Source organism: Bradyrhizobium sp. (genome assembly GCF_016219575.1).
GTDB lineage: Bacteria > Pseudomonadota > Alphaproteobacteria > Rhizobiales > Xanthobacteraceae > Bradyrhizobium.
In genome coordinates, this window is the sequence record NZ_JACRMG010000031.1 from 11,184 (window position 1) to 28,364 (window position 17,181).

Here is a 17,181-nt window from a genome sequence, read left to right on the forward strand (position 1 = left end):
AGCTACGCCTCCGCCTTGTCCGCCAGTCCCGCCGCCCACAGCGCAAATGCGTAGACGATCGCGACCTCGTCGAGCCGGTTGAAGCGGCCCGACGCGCCGCCATGGCCGGCGCCCATGTTGGTGCGCAGCAGCACCGGGCCGCCTGATGCCATGGTGGCGCGCAGCCGGGCGATCCATTTCGCCGGCTCCCAATAGGTGACGCGCGGATCGGTCAGGCCGCCCATGGCGAGAATGGCGGGATAGTCCTTTGCCGCGACGTTGTCGTAGGGCGAGTAGGACAGGATGGTGCGAAAGTCCGTTTCGCTCTCGATCGGGTTGCCCCATTCCGGCCATTCCGGCGGCGTCAGCGGCAGCGTGTCGTCGAGCATGGTGTTGAGCACGTCGACGAACGGCACTTCGGCAACGATGCCGGCAAACAGCTCGCCGGCGCGGTTGGCGACTGCGCCCATCAGCATGCCGCCGGCGCTGCCGCCATGGCCGACGATGCGTTTTGCGCCGGTGTATTTCGCCTCGCACAGCGCGCGGCCTGCGGCGGCGAAGTCGTCGAAAGTGTTGGTCTTCTTCTCGCGCTTGCCGTCGAGATACCAGCCCCAGCCCTTGTCCGAACCGCCGCGGATATGGGAGATGGCATAGACAAAGCCGCGGTCGACCAGCGACAGCCGGTTGGCGTTGAACGACGCCGGCATCGCATGGCCATAGGAGCCGTAGCCATAGAGCAGGAGCGGCGCGCGTCCGTCGCGGACAAAGTCCTTGCGGTGCAGGATCGACACCGGCACCTCGGCGCCGTCATGCGATTTCGCCATGATGCGGGTGGTGACGTAGTCGGCCGGATCATGGCCGGAGGGGATTTCCTGCCGCTTGCGCAACAGTCGCGTCCGCTTCGCCATGTCGTAGTCATAGACTTCGGAGGGCGTCGTCATCGATGAATAGGAGAAGCGCAGGTTCGTGGTGTCAAACTCGTAGCCGCCCATGGTGTCGAGCGAGTAGGCGGCTTCGTCGAACGCGATCGCGTGCTCCTCGCCATTGCCGAAGTCGCGGATCACGATCGCCGGCAGGGCGTTGGCGCGCTCCAGCCGCACCATGTGGCCGGCATAGAGCTCGACATCGAGCACATAGATGCCCTTGCGATAGGGGATCAGGTCGCGCCAGTTGGCGCGCCCGGGAGAAGCGAGCGGCGCAGTGACGACCTTGAAGTCGATTGCACCGTCGGCATTGGTGAGAATGTAGAGCTGGTCGCCGCGATCGTTGGCCGAATATTGCACGCCTTCCTCGCGCGCGGCGATGAGGCGCGGCGGCGCATCGGGGTCGGCGAGGTCGATCAGCCGCTGCTCGGACGTCTCGTGGTCGCCGCCCGCGATCACGCAGAAGCGGTTGGTCGAACTCTCGTGCAGATGAGTGAACCAGCCGGGGTCCTGCTCCTCATAGACCAGGATATCGTCGACCTGCTTCGTGCCGAGGCGATGCCGCCAGACCTGCAGCGGGCGGTGATTGTCGTCGAGCTTGATGTAGAAGAAGCTCCGGCCGTCCTTGCTCCACACCGCGGTGCCGTCGGTCTCCTCGACGACGTCGTCGAGATCCCTGGCCGTGGCCCAGTCGCGCACGCGAATGGAAAAATATTCCGAGCCCTTGGTGTCGGCGCTCCAGGCCTGCAGCCTGTGGTCCGGCGAATGCCGGCTGCCGCCGAACCTGAAATACTTGCAGTCCGCCGCCAGCGCGTCGCCATCGAGCACGATCTCGGCCTCGCCGCCCTGCCGCGGCATGCGGCCGAACAATTCATGTTGCCCGCCCTCGCGGAACTTCCGGAAATAGGCGAAAGGCCCGTCGGGCGAGGGAACGCTGGAATCGTCCTCCTTGATGCGGCCGCGCATTTCGGCGACCAGCTTCTTCTGCAAGCGGTCGGTGTGCCCGAGCAGGCTCTCGGTATAGTCGTTCTCCTCCTCCAGATAGCGGCGGATGTCGGGGTCGAGTATCGCGGGGTCGCGCAGCACGTCTTGCCATTTCGGGTCCTTCAGCCAGGCATAGTCATCCTTCACGGTGATGCCGTGGATGGTGAAGGAATGCGGCCGGCGCGGCGCAACGGGGGCGGCCTGCGGCTTGCTGGCAAATTTCGGCTGGTTCACTTGGGTCCTCGCTGGGTCGCGGCGGGGTCCGCGAATGCCCTGTTATATTGGGGTCCATCGGCGAATTGCCAGCTTCGTCAACGCCCTCGCGCGGGGTTGTTGATGGATCGCCGGTATGCTTAGGCTCTGCGTCTTCCGCGCTCGATCAGGCCTTATGCTCTTCAATTCCTACGCCTTCATCTTCCTGTTCCTGCCCGTCGTCCTGGCCGGCTATTTCTGGCTGGGCAGGCGCAGCAACCTCGCGCCGGTGGTCTGGCTGGCGGCTGCCTCGCTGGCCTTCTACTCCGTCAGCAACTGGCAATTCGTGGCGCTGCTGCTGGCGTCGATCGCCTTCAATTACCTGATCGGTTATCTCCTGATCGCAGCGAAGCTCGCGCCCGCGGCGCGCTTTGCGGTACTTGCCGCCGGCGTTGCCGGCGACCTCGTGGTGCTCGGCATCTTCAAATATGCCGGCTTCTTCGCGGCAAACCTGAATGCGCTGTTTGCGACGCATTTCGTCGTCAACATCCTGTTGCCGGTCGGCATCTCCTTCTACACGTTCACGCAGATCGCCTTCCTGGTCGATGCGTACCGCGGCAATGTCGCGCGCTACGCGCTGCCGCATTACGCGCTGTTCGTGACGTATTTCCCGCACCTGATTGCGGGTCCGATCCTCCACCACAAGGACATGATCCCGCAATTCGAGCGGGAGGAGGCAAAACATCCCGACGGGCACCTGATCCTGTGCGGCCTCATCATCTTCGCCATCGGCCTGTTCAAGAAGACCTGTCTCGCCGACGGCATCCAGCCCCTGGTGTCGCTGGCGTTCGGGCCGAACACGCCGACCTTCGACCAGGCCTGGATCGGCGCGCTCGCCTATACTTTCCAGCTCTACTTCGATTTCTCCGGCTATTCCGACATGGCGATCGGCATGTCGCTGATGTTCGGCATCTTCCTGCCGCTCAATTTCAATTCGCCCTACAAGGCAACCTCCATCATCGATTTCTGGCGGCGCTGGCACATGACGCTGTCGCAGTTCCTGCGCGACTACCTCTATATTCCGCTCGGCGGCAACCGCCACGGCAGCCTGCTGCGTTACACGAACCTGATGGTCACCATGCTGCTCGGCGGCCTCTGGCATGGCGCCGCCTGGACCTTCGTGGTCTGGGGCGCGCTGCATGGCGCCTATCTCTGCGTCAATCACGCCTGGAGCAATTTCGGACCGAAGATCGCGCCGCGCCTGGAAGGGATTGCGAACGTTGCCGCATTCATTCTGACCTTCCTTTGTGTCGTCATCGCCTGGGTGTTCTTTCGTGCCGACAGCATGACATCAGCGCTTTCCGTGCTGTCGAAGATGGCCGATCCGGCCAGCATCGCGCTTGGCCGCGGCGAGATCGTCTATGCCGCGTTCATCGCAATCTATGCCGCGATTGCCTGGTTCGCGCCGAACACGCAGGAGATCATGGGTTACGACCACAAGAACCGCAAAGTCGGCGAGAACCTCGAGGGCAAGCGGCTGCGGCCGTTGTATCTTTATGCTGCGGCCGCGGTACTGGCCTTCGGCATCCTCGGCATCCAGCAGCACAGCGAATTCATCTACTTCAGGTTCTGATGAGCATTGCCGCCCGAAACGTGATCCGGCTTCTCGGCGCCAGCGCGGCGATCATCGTCGCTGCCGCGCTGCTGACCTTTACGGTCGATCCCTTGCAGTTGTTCCGCCCCGCACGGCTGTTCGCGGCGATGTATTCGCCCGACAGCCGCATGCAGGACGCCGGCCTGATCAGGAGCCAGCAGTTCGACACGGTGTTCATGGGCACGTCGCTGGCCGTCCATTTCCGCCAGAGCGACATCGACAAGGCGCTCGGCGTCCGCTCGCTGAAGCTCGCCATGACCGGCTCGAATTCGCGTGAGCAGAGTTTTGTGCTGGAAGCGGCCATGGAACGCGGAGCAAAGCGCGTGATCTGGCAGATGGACGACTGGATCTTTCGCCATGCGCCTGATGTCGATGCGGATGTCCATCTGCCCGCCAACCTCTATCGCCGCAACGTCCCGGGTGTTGCCGAATACCTGCTGTCCGGCGCCATGGCGCGGGAGTCGCTGTGGATCGCGCTGCGCTCGATCCCGCCGTTGACGCCGATGATTGCAAAGCTGACCAACGGCATCATGTTCAGGTTCCCGATTGCGGAGGTCGACGACATCAACGCACTCCGGCGCGACACCGACATCGGCGCCGCCTACAACAAGGCGAAGGCGCTGGCGGGGTTTCGGAGCATGGTCGATCCCTCACGTCGCAAGGTCCTGTCGGAGGGCCATGACCTCGACGCATTGATCGGCGGCTTCCAGCGTGACGCCATCGGCTTGCTTGCGAAGCATCCGAACGTCCAGTTCGATATCTATTTTGCGCCTTACTCCATCTTGTATTTCGTGGCGCTACGCGATGCGTCGCCGGAGACGTTGAAGGTCACCTATGATTTCACGGCCTATGCGATCGAGCGTCTGGCGAAACTTCCCAACGTGCGCCTGTATGATTTTCGGGCGGCCCGGGAGATCACCCATGATCTCGGCAACTATACCGACGTCGCCCACCACTCGCCGGCGGTGGACCTGAAAATCCTGTCCTGGCTGGCGGAAGGAAAATATCGCGTGGATCCCGGGGCGCCGCTGGCGTCGCTTGAGCAGCTGAAGGCGCAGGTCGAGGCGTATCGCGTCGAACCCTAGAGCATGATCCGGAAAAGTGTGAAGCGGTTTTCCGAAAAGATCATGCCCAAACAATAACCAAAGCGCGATGACGATTCATCCCAATCTCATCGCGCTTTAGGCGTTGCGCAGGCGGGCGCCGGCGCTGCCGCCGAACATCGGGATGCGGTTGACCGCGAGCACGACCGCAAAGGTGATCACCAGCATGGCAATGCCGAGCACCGCGATCGCGGCGAGATCGCCGCTTTCGTTGAGGTCGTAGATCAGGACCGACAGCACCTTGGTCTGCGAGGTGAACAGGATGATCGCGGCGGAAAGCTCCCGCATCACGCCGATGAAGATGAAGCACCATGTCGCGATGACGCCGGTGCGCAGCAGCGGAGCGGTGATCCGCCACAGCGACTGCAACCGGCTGGCGCCGAGGATGCGGCTGGCTTCCTCCAGTTCCGGGTGGATGGTCGCGAATGCCGCCTGCAATTGCTGATAGGCCGAAGGCAGGTTGATGGTGAGGAAAGCGATCAGCAGGATCCACAGCGTGCCGTAGAGCACGAACGGCGGGCGAGTGTAGCTGAGGAACAGGCCGACGCCGAGGACGATGCCGGGGACGGCGACCGGTGCGGTGGCGAGGAAGCCGAGCGCGCGCGAGCCTGTGATGACGCGGCGGGTCGTGACATAGGCGATGACGAGCGCGAGGATGGTGCCGACGGTGGCCGTCGCCGTGCCCAGGATCACCGTGTTCTTCAGCGCCAGCCTGGTCGAGGACAGTTCGGTGAACACGAACACGATATTGTGCAGCGTGAACGTGCCCGGCGTCACCAGCGTGGTCGCGTTCGGCGAAAACGCCGCGTTGAACAGCGCAAAATAGGGCAGGAATACCGGGTTCAGCAGCATGATCAGGCAGAACGCCAGCGCCACCCAGCGCCAACCCTTCATCTCGACCCGCCGCGGCGGACCGTATTTGCCGCCGAGGACGGAATAGCCGCGACGGCCGAGGATGAATTTCTGCCCCTGCAGCAGGACGATGGTCAGCAGCAACAACGGCACGGCGGCTGCTGCGGCAAGCTCCAGCTTCGGCGGATACTGGAACAAGCTCCAGATCTTCGTGGTCATGGTGTGAAAGCCGGCCGGCAGCGCCAGGATCGCGGGCGAGCCGAACAGCGTCATCGCCTGCAGGAAAGCAATCAGCGCACCTGCCACCAGCGCCGGCAGCGCCAGGGGGATGGTGACGCGCCGCGCGGTGGTCCATGCCTTGCCGCCGAGGATCGCGGAGGCGTCCTCCAGTTCGCCCGGCATGTTGTCGAGCGCGTTGGCGACCAGCACGAACACGAAGGGAAACGTGTAGCAGGAGATGACGAAGATGATCCCGGTCAGCGAATAGATGTTGAACAGGAAGACGTCGGCTTCGACCCTGGTGACGTATCGGAACAACTGATTCAGCAGGCCGCTGTTGGGCGCCGCCAGCAGCTCCCATGCGACGGCGCCGAGGAACGGCGGCGTCACGAAGGAGGCGGTCACCAGCGCCCGGATGATCTGCCGGCCCGGCATGTCGGTGCGCGACACCAGCCAGCTGATGGGTGCGGCGACCACGCAGCAGATCGCCGCAGACGTGGTCGCGATGATGGCGGTGGTGAGCAGCGGATCGAGGAAGTCGGGATCGCTGAACAGCGTGACGAAATTCTGCAGCGTCGGGTGCCGCGCCTTGTCGGTGAAGGCGTAGACGGCAAGCCACGACATCGGAAACAGGATCAGCGTGACAAGGACTGCCGCGAACAGCCACAGCACGGGCCTGGTCCAGTCGAGGCGGGATTTCGGGGCTTCGGCAGTGCTTGTTACCGTCATGGCATCCGCAAATCATGTGTTTCCCTCATCCTGAGGAGCGGCTTCCTGGCCGCGTCTCGAAGGATGAGCGTGCACCGTGGCCTCTTGGTTCGAGACGGCGCGGAGCCTGTCATCGGGCCGCGCTTTGCGCGGACCCGTTGGCGCCTCCTCACCACGAGGGTCGAAAAGTTCACACCCGGAACAGCCGCGCATAGCGCGTCTTGATCTCTTCGGTCATCGCTTCCACGCCTGCGGCGTCCTCCTTCATCAGCTTGATGTCGGTAATCTTCCGCCGGCCCGGCTTTGATTGCACCTGCGCATGCACGGAATATTGCGCGGTGAAGTCGATGAAGAATTGCTGGGTCTCGCGCGCATGCAGCCAGGCCTGGAACAGGCGCGCCGCGTTGGGATGCGGCGCCGAGGCAAAGATCGCGGTAGGCCCCGAGATGGTCGGGGTGCCCTCGGCCGGATAGACAGGCTCGACCGGCTGGCCCGCTTCCTTCAGCAGCACCACGTTGTATTCGTTGCCGTCGGCCATGACCGCGCGCTCGCCCAGCGCCAGCTTCTTCGGCGGATCGGTCGACGACTGCACCTGCATCACGCGTTGCTTGGCGAGCTTCTCGTAATAGTCCCAGCCGAGCTCGCGCACGACCTGGAACGTCGTGGTCATGATCGTGCCGCTATAGGCGGGATGGCCCTTCACCATCTTTCCCGCCCATCTCGGGTCGAGCAGGTCGGCAAAGCTCTTTGGCGCGTCGTCCGGCTTCACCAGATTGGTATTGTAGGCGATCGACGACAGCCAGATGCGCGTCAAGGCATACATGCCGTCGGGATCGCGATACTGCGCCGGAAAATGCCTTGCCACGTCCTCCGGCACGAAGGCGGCGAGCCAGCCGTTTTTCTTCCAGGGGATCGTGTGCGAGGCATCCGAGGTGTTGATGACGTCGGCCGCGCGGATGTTGCTGGCGAATTCCTGGTCGATGCGCTGGAACAGCCGCTCCGAGCCGGAGCGTTCGATCTGGATCGAGATGCCGGGATAGGCGGCCTCGAAGGCCTTGCCGAGCTTTTCGCCGACCGGCAGGTCCATCGAGGAGTAGAAGACGACCTTGCCTTCCTTCTTGGCGCCTTCGACGAGGGAAGGCGTGATCGCGGTAGGCTCCGGCGCCGCCGCCCTGACCGATGCAGTGATGGCGGTGCAGCCGAGCGCGGCGGTGCCTTTCAGGAGATCGCGGCGTGAAAGTCTTCGCTTCATGGCTCTCTCCGCCTCTTGCTCTTACCGGATGAGCGCCCGGCAACGGTCGGGCGGCAAGGTCAGCCAGACCTCGCGGCCCTTGTCGACGGCGGTTTCGGTCGGCGTGACGACGCGGAGCGAATTGCCGTCGGCGGTCTCGACGACATAGTCGCGGCTGGCGCCGAGATAGACCTGGCGCGTCACGGTTGCCTTGATCGTGTTCTCGGCTGATGCCGGCGCCTGCGTCGCAAGCTGGATGTCGTGCTGACGGATTGCGATCGCCGCGCTCTCGCCGGCGGTCAGCTTGGCGCCGGTTACCCGCAGGACGGCGCCCGCAAAGGACACATGGTTCTCGTCGCGTGCGATACCCTTCAGCACGTTGCTGGCCCCGATGAAGCGCGCGACGAATTCCGACTGGGGGTGGGCGTAGATGTCTTCCGGCGTGCCGAGCTGGTCGATCCGGCCGCCGTTCATCACCGCGATGAGGTCGGCGGTGGTCATCGCTTCCGACTGGTCGTGGGTGACGTAGACCGTGGTGTAGCGATATTCGTCGTGCAGCCGGCGGATTTCGAAGCGCATCTCCTCGCGCAGGTTCGCGTCGAGATTGGACAGGGGTTCGTCCAGCAGCAGGGTCTGCGGCTCGACGATCAGCGCGCGCGCCAGCGCCACGCGCTGCTGCTGCCCGCCGGAGAGTTCGCCGGGATAGCGCTGCGCCAGCGGCTCCAGTTTAGTCGTCGCCAGGATCGCGGCGAGCTTCTTCGCGATGGTGTCGCGGTCCACCTTTCGCAGGCGCAAGCCGTAGACGATGTTCTCTTCCACGGTCATGTGCGGCCACAGCGCGTAGCTCTGGAAAATCATCGACATGTTGCGCTGCTCGGGCGGCAGCGTGCGCGCCTTGGAGGAGACCAGGCGGTCGCCGACGTGGATTTCCCCCTCGGTCGGTTCGAGAAAACCGGCGATCAGCCGTAGGGTTGTGGTCTTGCCACAGCCGGACGGGCCGAGCAGGCAGACCAGCTGCCCGTGATCGATCCGCAAGGAGACATCATCGACCACCGCGAGCGAGGCAAATCGCTTGGTCAGGCCGCGCAAATCAACCGACGCCAATCCATGCCTCCCGGTAACCTTCGCTCGGATCTGCGTCCGTGCTTGGTATACCAGTAAGCCCTAAAAAGGCGCCGGCGGAAAGGGTCAGGCGCTCACACTTTCGCCGAGCCAGTCGATGGCGGCCGCCGTTCCGCCCTTGCCATGCGGAATTTGCAGCGCATTCAGCGCCATCTCGATGACGCCGAGCGTGCCCAGGATCATCGGCGCGTTGACGTGGCCCATATGGGCGATGCGGAAGGCCTGGCCGTGCAATTCGCCGATACCGACGCCGAGCACGACGCCGCACTTCTCCTTGCAATAGCGATGCAGCGGCACCGGATCGTAGCCGTTGGTGGTGACGGTCGTCACCGTGTTGGAGCGCTCGGCAGCCTCAGTGATGTTGAAGCCCAGCACCTGCCCCTCGGCCCAGACCGCGACGGCGCGGCGCACGGCTTCGGCGAGCAGGCGATGCCGCTCGAAGGCGTTTTCCAGGCCTTCCGCGAACAGCAAGTCGATCGCCTTGCGCAGGGCGAACAGCAGATGCACCGGCGCCGTGCCAGCGTATTTGCGGTAGTGTTCGCTGCCCTCGCGTTCGGTCCAGTCCCAATAGGGCGTGCGCAGGTCGGCCTTCTTGTGCACCTCGCGGGCGCGGTCGTTGGCTGCAACGAAGCCCAGGCCCGGCGGCGTCATCAGGCCCTTCTGCGAGCCGGACATCGCAACGTCGATGCCCCAGGCATCCATCTCGAAGGGCATGCAGCCGAGGGAGGCGACGGTGTCCACCATGAAGAGCGCCGGGTGGCCGCTCGCCTTGATCGCCTTGCCGATCGCCTCGATGTCGTTCCAGACGCCGGAGGCGGTATCGACCTGCGCCACCAGGATCGCCCTGATGGTGTGCGCCTTGTCCTGGCGCAGCCGCGCTTCCACTTCGTCAGGCTGCACCGCGCGCCGCCAGTCGCCCTTCAGCACCTCGACCTCGCAGCCCATGGCTTTCGCGGTGCTGCCCCAGCCGACGGCAAAGCGGCCGCTTTCCAGCACCAGCACCTTGTCGCCGCGCGAAAGCACATTGGAGAGCGCGCCTTCCCAGGCGCCATGGCCGTTGGCGATGTGGATGTAGGAATGGCCTTTGGTGGCGAACAGCTTGCTGAGATCGGCCAGCAGGCTCTCGGTGAGCTGCACCATCTGCTCGGAATAAATGTCGAGCGCCGGACGGTGCATGGCCTGCAGCACCTCGTCGGGCATCGTGGTGGGTCCGGGTATGGCCAGAAATTCCCGGCCCGCGCGAACGGTCATTGGCAGTCTTCCTTGTCTGGATTCGCGGCCATGCTGGCATGGCGCGACGCAATTTCAAAGGGCTCCCGGGCGGTGCATTCATGCAGAATTGTAACGAGTCCGAACGACCTACTTCCGTATGGTTTCGGTGATCTCCCGCCAGATCTGATCCTTGATCCGGGTTGCCAGCGGGCTCGGGAGGATATTCACCGGGGCGGTGTTTTTCCGGCAGGCCTCGACGAGGCGCAGGATCCACACCTCGCCGTCGGTGTAATAGAGATCGCCGCCGCCATTGCGGCCGGCGAGCGTGGGACCGACGCCCGTGACCTGATATTTCGCGATCACCATGCCGGCGGCTTCGAGGTCGAGAACCAGCGTGGCACGCTCGAGATCGATGTCGGCATCGATGTGGTGGGTAACGGCCCCGGTGTAATGACTGACGCCAACGCCGCGATCCATCGTCGCCGCACCCAGCCACACCGGGCGCTTCTCCTGCCCTTGATCCAGCACCTTCCAGAAACGGACGTGATTGCGGCGGTCGGCGTTGGCGCCGATCGGCTTCTCGAAGGCGAGATCCTCGCGCCGGCCGAGATAATAGAGGTTGCTGACCGGCGCATCCTTGTAGGGACGATCGAGCAGCACGCTGCCGACGATCTCGATGGAGGATTTCAGCGTGATCGGATCGGCTGGATACCAGCCGGCCGCATGCATCGCGCAGAGGATGTCAGGCTTGTCTCCAATGAGGCCGGCATTGATGGGATCGCCGGGAATGCCCTGCGCGGTCCGCGTCACCATGTCGAGGCCCGCCAGGCCCTTCTGGTGCTCGTGATGGGTCCACAGCAGCGGCAGCACGACATAGGCAAGCAGGATGTAGACCGCCACGGTAAGCAGCAGAATGATCGAGGCGCGGCGCAGCCTGCTGAGTCGCTTGCGTTCCTGGGTGTCGACATCGGATGTGGTCAGCGCCGCGTCTCCCGGCAGCCGGCGGCCTCGGCCTCATCGACCGAGCAGAACCAGCGTGTGCCCTTGGCAATGTTCATCTTGATCTTCGCATACCAGCGGCTGGTCGGCTGGTGATAGATGCATTCGCCGGAACGGTTGACATTGCCCTTGATGGTGCAGTCGGGCGAGGGCGCGACCGACCCGGAAGCCGATGCCAGCAGGATGGCCCTGGCGTTCTCCGGCGGCTTCACGGCGCCGAGCACGGCGGTCTTCTTGTTGCGCACGCGCCAGTCCCATGGCGCGATGAAGGCGCCTTGCCACATGCCGGCCTTTGCCTCGCGGGCCACCCTTTCGTCGGGCTCGTAGTCCTTCGAGACGCGCACGAGGGCCAGCGCCCAGCCGTTCGAGACCAGCCATTTCTGGATGTCCTCGCCGTCGACCTGGCAGCGCGCAACGGTTCGTCCGCGGCGATCGACCGCGCGGGTCTGGCAGGTCCAGCTCTTGCCGGCGGTGCGCTTGACGAGCTCGTCGCGCGCCGCGGCGCCGCAGGTCCAGCGTTCGCCCTTGGTGTTGAGACAGAGCTGGTCGACCGACGGCGCATCGATGCCGCCGAGGCGGATGCGGGTGCTGCCGATCTGGATATGGTCGGCCTCGCGGATTTTCGGCACGCCGGTGATTTCGGCGGCGCCGGCCGCGGCGGGCCACAGCAGGACGAGGCAAGCGAGCGAAAGCTTTTTCAACGTCATCGGCATTTCCGGTCCAGAATCGTGGACGTCAGCCCCGAATTTTGCGGGTAAACGGCCCGGCGTACCAGCGGCCGGACCGAACGCCGCTTTCAATTTAACGCGATAACCACAGGCAGGTTCGCGGCCCCGCGGTCTTTGGCCGCGCATCAAACAGTGAGGGGAGGGTTGCAGCGGGGCGGGTTGAGGGGCGGGGGACGGCTCGCTACAAATTGGCCGGCTTCTCTCCTGTCCTCCCGGAAACCCGCATGAGCACGCTTTTCTCGCCGATCCAGCTGCGCGACCTGAAGCTGGCCAACCGCATCATGGTGGCGCCGATGTGCCAGTATTCCGCGGTCGACGGCTCGGCCAACGACTGGCATTTCACCCACATCAATACGCTGGCGCTGTCGGGGGCGGCGATGTTCTGCATCGAGGCGACCGGGGTCGAGGCCATCGGCCGTATCACGCCGGGCTGCCTCGGCCTCTACAGCGATGCCAACGAAGCCGCGCTGAAGCCGATCATCGCCTCGGTGCGCAGGCATTCGAAGATCGCGGTTGCGATGCAGCTCGCCCATGCCGGCCGCAAGGCGTCCAGCCACACGCCATGGGACGGCGGGCAGTTGATCCCGGTATCCGAAGGCGGCTGGCTGCCCGAGGGGCCGTCGGCGGTGCCGCACAAGCCGGAGGAGCCGCCGCCGCTGGCGCTCGATGCGGCAGGTCTGAAACGCATCGTCGATGCCTTCGTGGCCTCAGCCAGACGCGCCGAGCGGCTCGGGATCGACGCGCTGGAGGTGCACAGCGCGCACGGCTATCTCTTGCACCAGTTTCTGTCGCCGATCTCCAACAAGCGGACGGACAAATACGGAGGCAGCCTCGAGAACCGCATCCGCTTTCCGCTGGAGGTCTTCGAGGCCGTGCGCGCGGCGTTTCCGCAAGACAAGCCGGTCGGCCTCCGCGTGTCCTGCACCGACTGGGTCGAGGGCGGCTGGGACATCCACCAGACCATCGAATTGGTGAAGGAATTGCAGAAGCGCAACGTCGACTGGATCGATGCGTCCTCCGGCGGCGTGTCGCCGCTGCAGAAGATTCCGCTCGGGCCCGGCTACCAGGTGCCGTTCGCGCAGGCCATCAAGGAGGCCACCGGCGTCACCACCATGGCGGTCGGCCTGATCACGGAAGCGAAGCAGGCGGAGGAGATCGTGGCCTCCGGCAAGGCCGATATGGTCGCGCTCGCCCGCGGCATGCTCTACGATCCGCGCTGGGGCTGGCACGCTGCCGCCGAACTCGGCGCCGAGGTGAGCGCGCCGCCGCAATACTGGCGCTCGCAGCCCTCGACGCAGAAGGCGCTGTTCGGCAAGACGTCGTTCGGGACGCGGTAAGCTTCTCACCTTCACGGGTCGCGGGGAACGCGAGGATGCTCGACAAGCCAGAAATTTCGGCCGAGGCCACCGCGGCGCAATGGATGGCGGCGTTCGCCGGCGCGATGCAAGCGCGCTCCGAAGCGGCGCTGTCGGAAGTGCTCGCGGCCGACAGTCACTGGCGGAACCTGTTCGGCATCTCCTGGCATTTTGCGACCTTCAGCGGCAAGGCCGCCGTGGTCCGCGAGCTGCTGCAGCGTGCAAGCGAGGCGAAAGCCACCGCTTTCCGCATCGACCCTGCGCTGCTCGCGCCGCGCAAGGCGGTCGTCGCCGGACGCGAGGTGATCGAGGCGGTGATCCGTTTCGACACCGCCAACGGTCCGGGCTATGGCGCAATCCGCCTGCTGCCGTCGCCCGGCGGCATGGCGCAAGCATGGACGATCTCGACCTCGCTCGATTTCGACCGCATCTGCGCCGCCCGCGCCGGTGAGCACGCGTCGATCTCGCATATCCGGGATTTTTCGGAAACCGACTGGCTCGAACGCCGGCGCGAGCGTGCCGCCTATCGCGACCGCGACCCCGATGTGCTGGTGGTCGGCGGCGGCCATGCCGGCATTTCCGCCGCGGTCGAGATCCAGCGCATCGGCCTCTCCGCGCTGGTCGTCGATCGCCAGGAGCGCATCGGCGACAATTGGCGGCTGCGCTATCGCGGGCTGAAGCTGCACAACAAGACGCCGGTCAACCATTTGCGCTATCTGCCGTTCCCGGTGACCTTTCCGGAATACATCCCGAAGGACCAGATCGCGAACTGGCTGGAAAGCTATGTCGACATCATGGAGGTCGACTTCTGGACCCGTACCTCGTTCGAAGGCGCAAGCCATGACGACGCGACCGGCCGCTGGACCGCGCGGCTCACCTGCGAGGGAGCGGAGCGCGTGCTGCACCCGAAGCACATCGTGCTCGCCACCAGCGTCAGCGGCTCTCCGGACATTCCGGCCATCGACGGCATCGGCAACTTCAAGGGCCCGGTGCTGCATTCCAGCGCCTTCAAGGCGGGCCGCGAATGGCAGGGCCGTTCCGTCGTTGTGTTCGGCACCGGCACCAGCGCGCACGACATCTGCCAGGAACTGGAAGCCGCCGGCGCCCGCGTCACCATGGTGCAGCGCAGCCCGACCATGGTCGTCAATGTCGAGCCGGCCCAGATCTACGACCGCACCTATCTCGGCGACGGCCCGCCGATCGAGGTGCGCGACATCGTCAATTCCGGCGTGCCGCTGCCGGTGATGAAAATGGCGCACAAGATCGTCACGGCCGAAGTGAAGGCGCTCGACGCGCCACTGCATGCGCGGCTGGAGCGGGCCGGCTTCCGCCTCGAATTCGGCGAGGACGGCACCGGCTGGCCGCTGAAATTCCGCACCCGCGGCGGCGGCTATTATTTCAACGTCGGCTGCTCCGAGCTGATTGCCGACGGCAGGGTCCGCCTGATCCAGTTTGCCGACATCGAAGGCTTCACGCCCGATGGCCTGAAGCTGAAGGGCGGCTCGGCGCTTGAGGCCGACCTGTTCGTGCTGGCGACGGGTTACAAGGGGCTCGATCACCTCCTGGAAAAACTGTTCGGCCACGAGGTCGCCGCGCGCGTCGGCCGCGTCTGGGGTTTTGACGAGGCGACGCAGGAGCTGCGCAACATGTGGAGGCGCACCCCGCAACCCGGCCTGTGGTTCACCGGCGGCGCGTTCTCGCAGGCCCGCATCTACAGCCGCTACATCGCGCTGCAAATCGACGCGATCGAGCGCGGCGCGCTGGCGAAGCGAGCCTAATCCGCAAATCCCACATAGCGCACGAACTCGCCGTTGGTTGTGCGATCGCTGCGCACGCCGTTGGCGGGAAAGCTGTCGTCGGGATAGCCCATGGCAACGCAGGTCATGATTACCTGCTCCTCCGGGATCCTCGCCACCTCGCGCACGATGTCGGAGCGCATGATGCCCTGGCCGTTGATGACGCTGCCGAGCCCGCGGTCCCAGGCGGCGAGCACGATGCCGTAGCAGAGCGCGCCGAGATCGAAATGCACCACTGCGCCGGGATCGAGCTCACGGTCGTAGGTGAGCACCAGCGACACCGGCGCGTCGAACTGGCGGAAGCCGCGCAGCACCCAGTCCTGCCGCATCGGCTTGTCGTCGCGCGCAATCCCCATCGCGGCGAACAGCTTCTTGGCGATGTCGACCTGGCGCATGCGATGGGCGCCCTGGTACTCGCCATGGCTGACGATGTCGCGCTTCGCCCTGGCGCCGCCCGCCATCTCCTCCATGTTGCGGCGGCGCACTTCCTCCAGCGGCTCGCCGGTCAGCACATGCACGTGCCAGGGCTGCGTGTTCATCGACGACGGCGCGCGCTTGGCGACCTCCAGGATTTCCTCGATCACCGCGCGCGGCACCGGCTTATTCTGGAAACCGCGCACGCTCTTGCGCGACTGGACCAGCGTCTCGAATTCCATTCCTTGCCCCTTGTTCTTGCTTCTTCTCTATCCGTCGTCATGGCCGGATTTATTCCGGCCATCCACGTCTTTCTTGCGGCGAATAAGCAAGACGTGGATGCCCGGGTCAAGCCCGGGCATGACGGGTTGAGACAGTGTCCACGGCGCGGAATATTCTCCGTCGTCATTCCGGGATGCGCCCTCCTGGGCGCAGGCCCGGAATCCATACTCACGATGGTGGTTATGGATTCCAGGCTCGCCGCTGCGCGGCGCCCCGGAATGACGAGGGGAGAGAGGTTGCCCGTCGCGAAAGCAGTTCCTATGCTTGCCTCCAACCATAACCAAGAACACCCAAGGACTCCCATGCCCGCTCCGCTGGATCCCGTCGTCGAAAAAATCATTCCGCTGCTGCCGCTGCGCGATCCCGCGGTCATGACGCCGGTGAGCGCGCGCGAGGCGTTGCGGGCGCTGGCCGCGGCGCGGGCGGCGGTGCCGCCGCCGCCGGTCGCGAGCGCCGAGGACGTCAGGGTCAAGGGCGCGGCCGGCTTCCTCAACGCGCGGGCCTATCGCATGGGGCCTGCGAAGGCGCCGACGGTGGTGTTCTTCCATGGCGGCGGCTGGGTGGCGGGCGACCTCGAGACCCACGACCGGCAGGCGCGCTATCTCGCGATCGAGACCGGCGCGGTGGTGGTGTCGGTCGATTACCGCCGGCCGCCCGAGGTGCGCTTTCCCGGCGCGTTCGAGGATGCCTTTGCGGCGCTGCGCGACGTTGCGGAGCGGATCGCCGAGTTCGGCGGCGATGCCTCCCGTATCGGCGTCGCCGGCGACAGCGCCGGCGGCAATCTCGCTGCCACCGTCTCGCTTGCCGCGCGCGATGCCGGGCTCAAGCTGGCCGCGCAGATGCTCGCCTATCCCGTCACCGACGTGGCCGGCAATTTCGCCGACAACACCGAGAACGCGCGCTTTCCCTCGCGTGCCGAGAATGCGGAGGGATATTTTCTGTCGCGCGCGGTGATGGAGTGGTTCTGCGGTCATTATCTCGAGGACAAGGCTCATGGCGCCGACTGGCGCGTCTCGCCATTGCGCGCGCAAAATCTCGCCGGTGTTGCGCCTGCGGTCGTCACCACCGCCTGGTTCGATCCGCTGCGCGACGAGGGCAAGGCCTATGCGGATGCGCTGGCGCAGGCCGGCGTCGCGGTGAAGTATCATCCGGGCGAGGGGCTGATCCACGGTTATTTCGGACTCGTCGATGCTAGCGATGTGGCGCGCGCCGAGGCGCAGCGCGCCCGCGCCGATTTCAAGGCGATGCTGGAGCAGGGCGTTTAGCGACTCTCGCACCCTCTCCCCCTGTGGGCCTGTTGCGTAATTGGACTTATTGGCCGTGAGAGGGAAGAGGGACGTCTTTCGGATTGGGGCTGAAGGCTAGGTGGCTGTGTTCGGGGTGAAGCTTATGCTGCGATTGTGGCCCATCGGCGCATGTTGAACGCGA

13 protein-coding genes are annotated in these 17,181 nt (G+C 65.1%); 5 read left to right on the forward strand and 8 right to left on the reverse strand.

Going from position 1 to position 17,181, the window contains the following annotated elements; genetic code table 11:
- Nucleotides 1-2: 2 nt before the first annotated feature.
- A complete protein-coding gene (locus HZB49_RS24560; protein WP_291616089.1) occupies nucleotides 3-2,120 on the reverse strand; it encodes a S9 family peptidase in 2,118 nt (705 codons plus the stop codon).
- Nucleotides 2,121-2,274: 154 nt separating this feature from the next.
- Here HZB49_RS24560 and HZB49_RS24565 point away from each other — a divergent pair, with 154 nt between their 5' ends.
- Nucleotides 2,275-3,711 (forward strand): MBOAT family protein, encoded by a 1,437-nt coding sequence (locus tag HZB49_RS24565; RefSeq protein ID WP_291616091.1) that lies wholly within the window; start codon nucleotides 2,275-2,277, stop codon nucleotides 3,709-3,711.
- Nucleotides 3,711-4,817, forward strand: coding sequence for a hypothetical protein (locus HZB49_RS24570; protein WP_291616093.1), 1,107 nt, complete (start codon nucleotides 3,711-3,713; stop codon nucleotides 4,815-4,817). Before HZB49_RS24565 ends, HZB49_RS24570 begins: the two co-directional genes overlap by 1 nt.
- 96 nt (nucleotides 4,818-4,913) lie before the next feature.
- On the opposite strand, the gene HZB49_RS24575 is transcribed toward HZB49_RS24570, so the two are convergent.
- The 6 genes from HZB49_RS24575 to HZB49_RS24600 form a co-directional block, all read right to left on the reverse strand.
- Nucleotides 4,914-6,635, reverse strand: coding sequence for an iron ABC transporter permease (locus HZB49_RS24575; protein WP_291616095.1), 1,722 nt, complete (start codon nucleotides 6,633-6,635; stop codon nucleotides 4,914-4,916).
- Between the two features lie 169 nt (nucleotides 6,636-6,804).
- Nucleotides 6,805-7,866 carry an extracellular solute-binding protein gene (locus HZB49_RS24580; RefSeq protein ID WP_291616097.1) on the reverse strand — a complete coding sequence of 354 codons (1,062 nt, stop codon included), beginning with the start codon at nucleotides 7,864-7,866 and terminating at the stop codon, nucleotides 6,805-6,807.
- 21 nt (nucleotides 7,867-7,887) lie between these two features.
- The gene (locus HZB49_RS24585; RefSeq protein ID WP_291616099.1) at nucleotides 7,888-8,949 is read right to left on the reverse strand and encodes an ABC transporter ATP-binding protein; all 1,062 of its coding nucleotides are present in this window, start codon (nucleotides 8,947-8,949) and stop codon (nucleotides 7,888-7,890) included.
- Nucleotides 8,950-9,033: 84 nt separating this feature from the next.
- A complete protein-coding gene (locus HZB49_RS24590; RefSeq protein ID WP_291616101.1) occupies nucleotides 9,034-10,218 on the reverse strand; it encodes an aminotransferase class V-fold PLP-dependent enzyme in 1,185 nt (394 codons plus the stop codon).
- 108 nt (nucleotides 10,219-10,326) lie between these two features.
- Nucleotides 10,327-11,160, reverse strand: a complete 834-nt coding sequence (locus HZB49_RS24595; RefSeq protein WP_291616110.1) for an LssY C-terminal domain-containing protein — start codon at nucleotides 11,158-11,160, stop codon at nucleotides 10,327-10,329.
- On the reverse strand, nucleotides 11,157-11,885 hold the full coding sequence (locus HZB49_RS24600) for a thermonuclease family protein (RefSeq protein ID WP_291616103.1): 729 nt from the start codon (nucleotides 11,883-11,885) through the stop codon (nucleotides 11,157-11,159). Before HZB49_RS24600 ends, HZB49_RS24595 begins: the two co-directional genes overlap by 4 nt.
- Before the next feature lie 245 nt (nucleotides 11,886-12,130).
- Here HZB49_RS24600 and HZB49_RS24605 point away from each other — a divergent pair, with 245 nt between their 5' ends.
- Both HZB49_RS24605 and HZB49_RS24610 read left to right on the forward strand, forming a co-directional pair.
- The gene (locus HZB49_RS24605; protein WP_291616105.1) at nucleotides 12,131-13,243 is read left to right on the forward strand and encodes an NADH:flavin oxidoreductase/NADH oxidase; all 1,113 of its coding nucleotides are present in this window, start codon (nucleotides 12,131-12,133) and stop codon (nucleotides 13,241-13,243) included.
- 35 nt (nucleotides 13,244-13,278) lie between these two features.
- Nucleotides 13,279-15,039 carry an NAD(P)/FAD-dependent oxidoreductase gene (locus HZB49_RS24610; RefSeq protein ID WP_291616106.1) on the forward strand — a complete coding sequence of 587 codons (1,761 nt, stop codon included), beginning with the start codon at nucleotides 13,279-13,281 and terminating at the stop codon, nucleotides 15,037-15,039.
- Here the strand turns inward: HZB49_RS24610 and HZB49_RS24615 are convergent.
- On the reverse strand, nucleotides 15,036-15,713 hold the full coding sequence (locus HZB49_RS24615; protein WP_291616108.1) for a nitroreductase: 678 nt from the start codon (nucleotides 15,711-15,713) through the stop codon (nucleotides 15,036-15,038). The two genes, HZB49_RS24610 and HZB49_RS24615, sit on opposite strands and share 4 nt — an antisense overlap.
- A gap of 342 nt (nucleotides 15,714-16,055) precedes the next feature.
- Between HZB49_RS24615 and HZB49_RS24620 the strand changes: the two genes are divergently transcribed.
- The gene (locus tag HZB49_RS24620) at nucleotides 16,056-17,018 is read left to right on the forward strand and encodes an alpha/beta hydrolase (protein WP_291616109.1); all 963 of its coding nucleotides are present in this window, start codon (nucleotides 16,056-16,058) and stop codon (nucleotides 17,016-17,018) included.
- Nucleotides 17,019-17,181 lie beyond the last annotated feature (163 nt).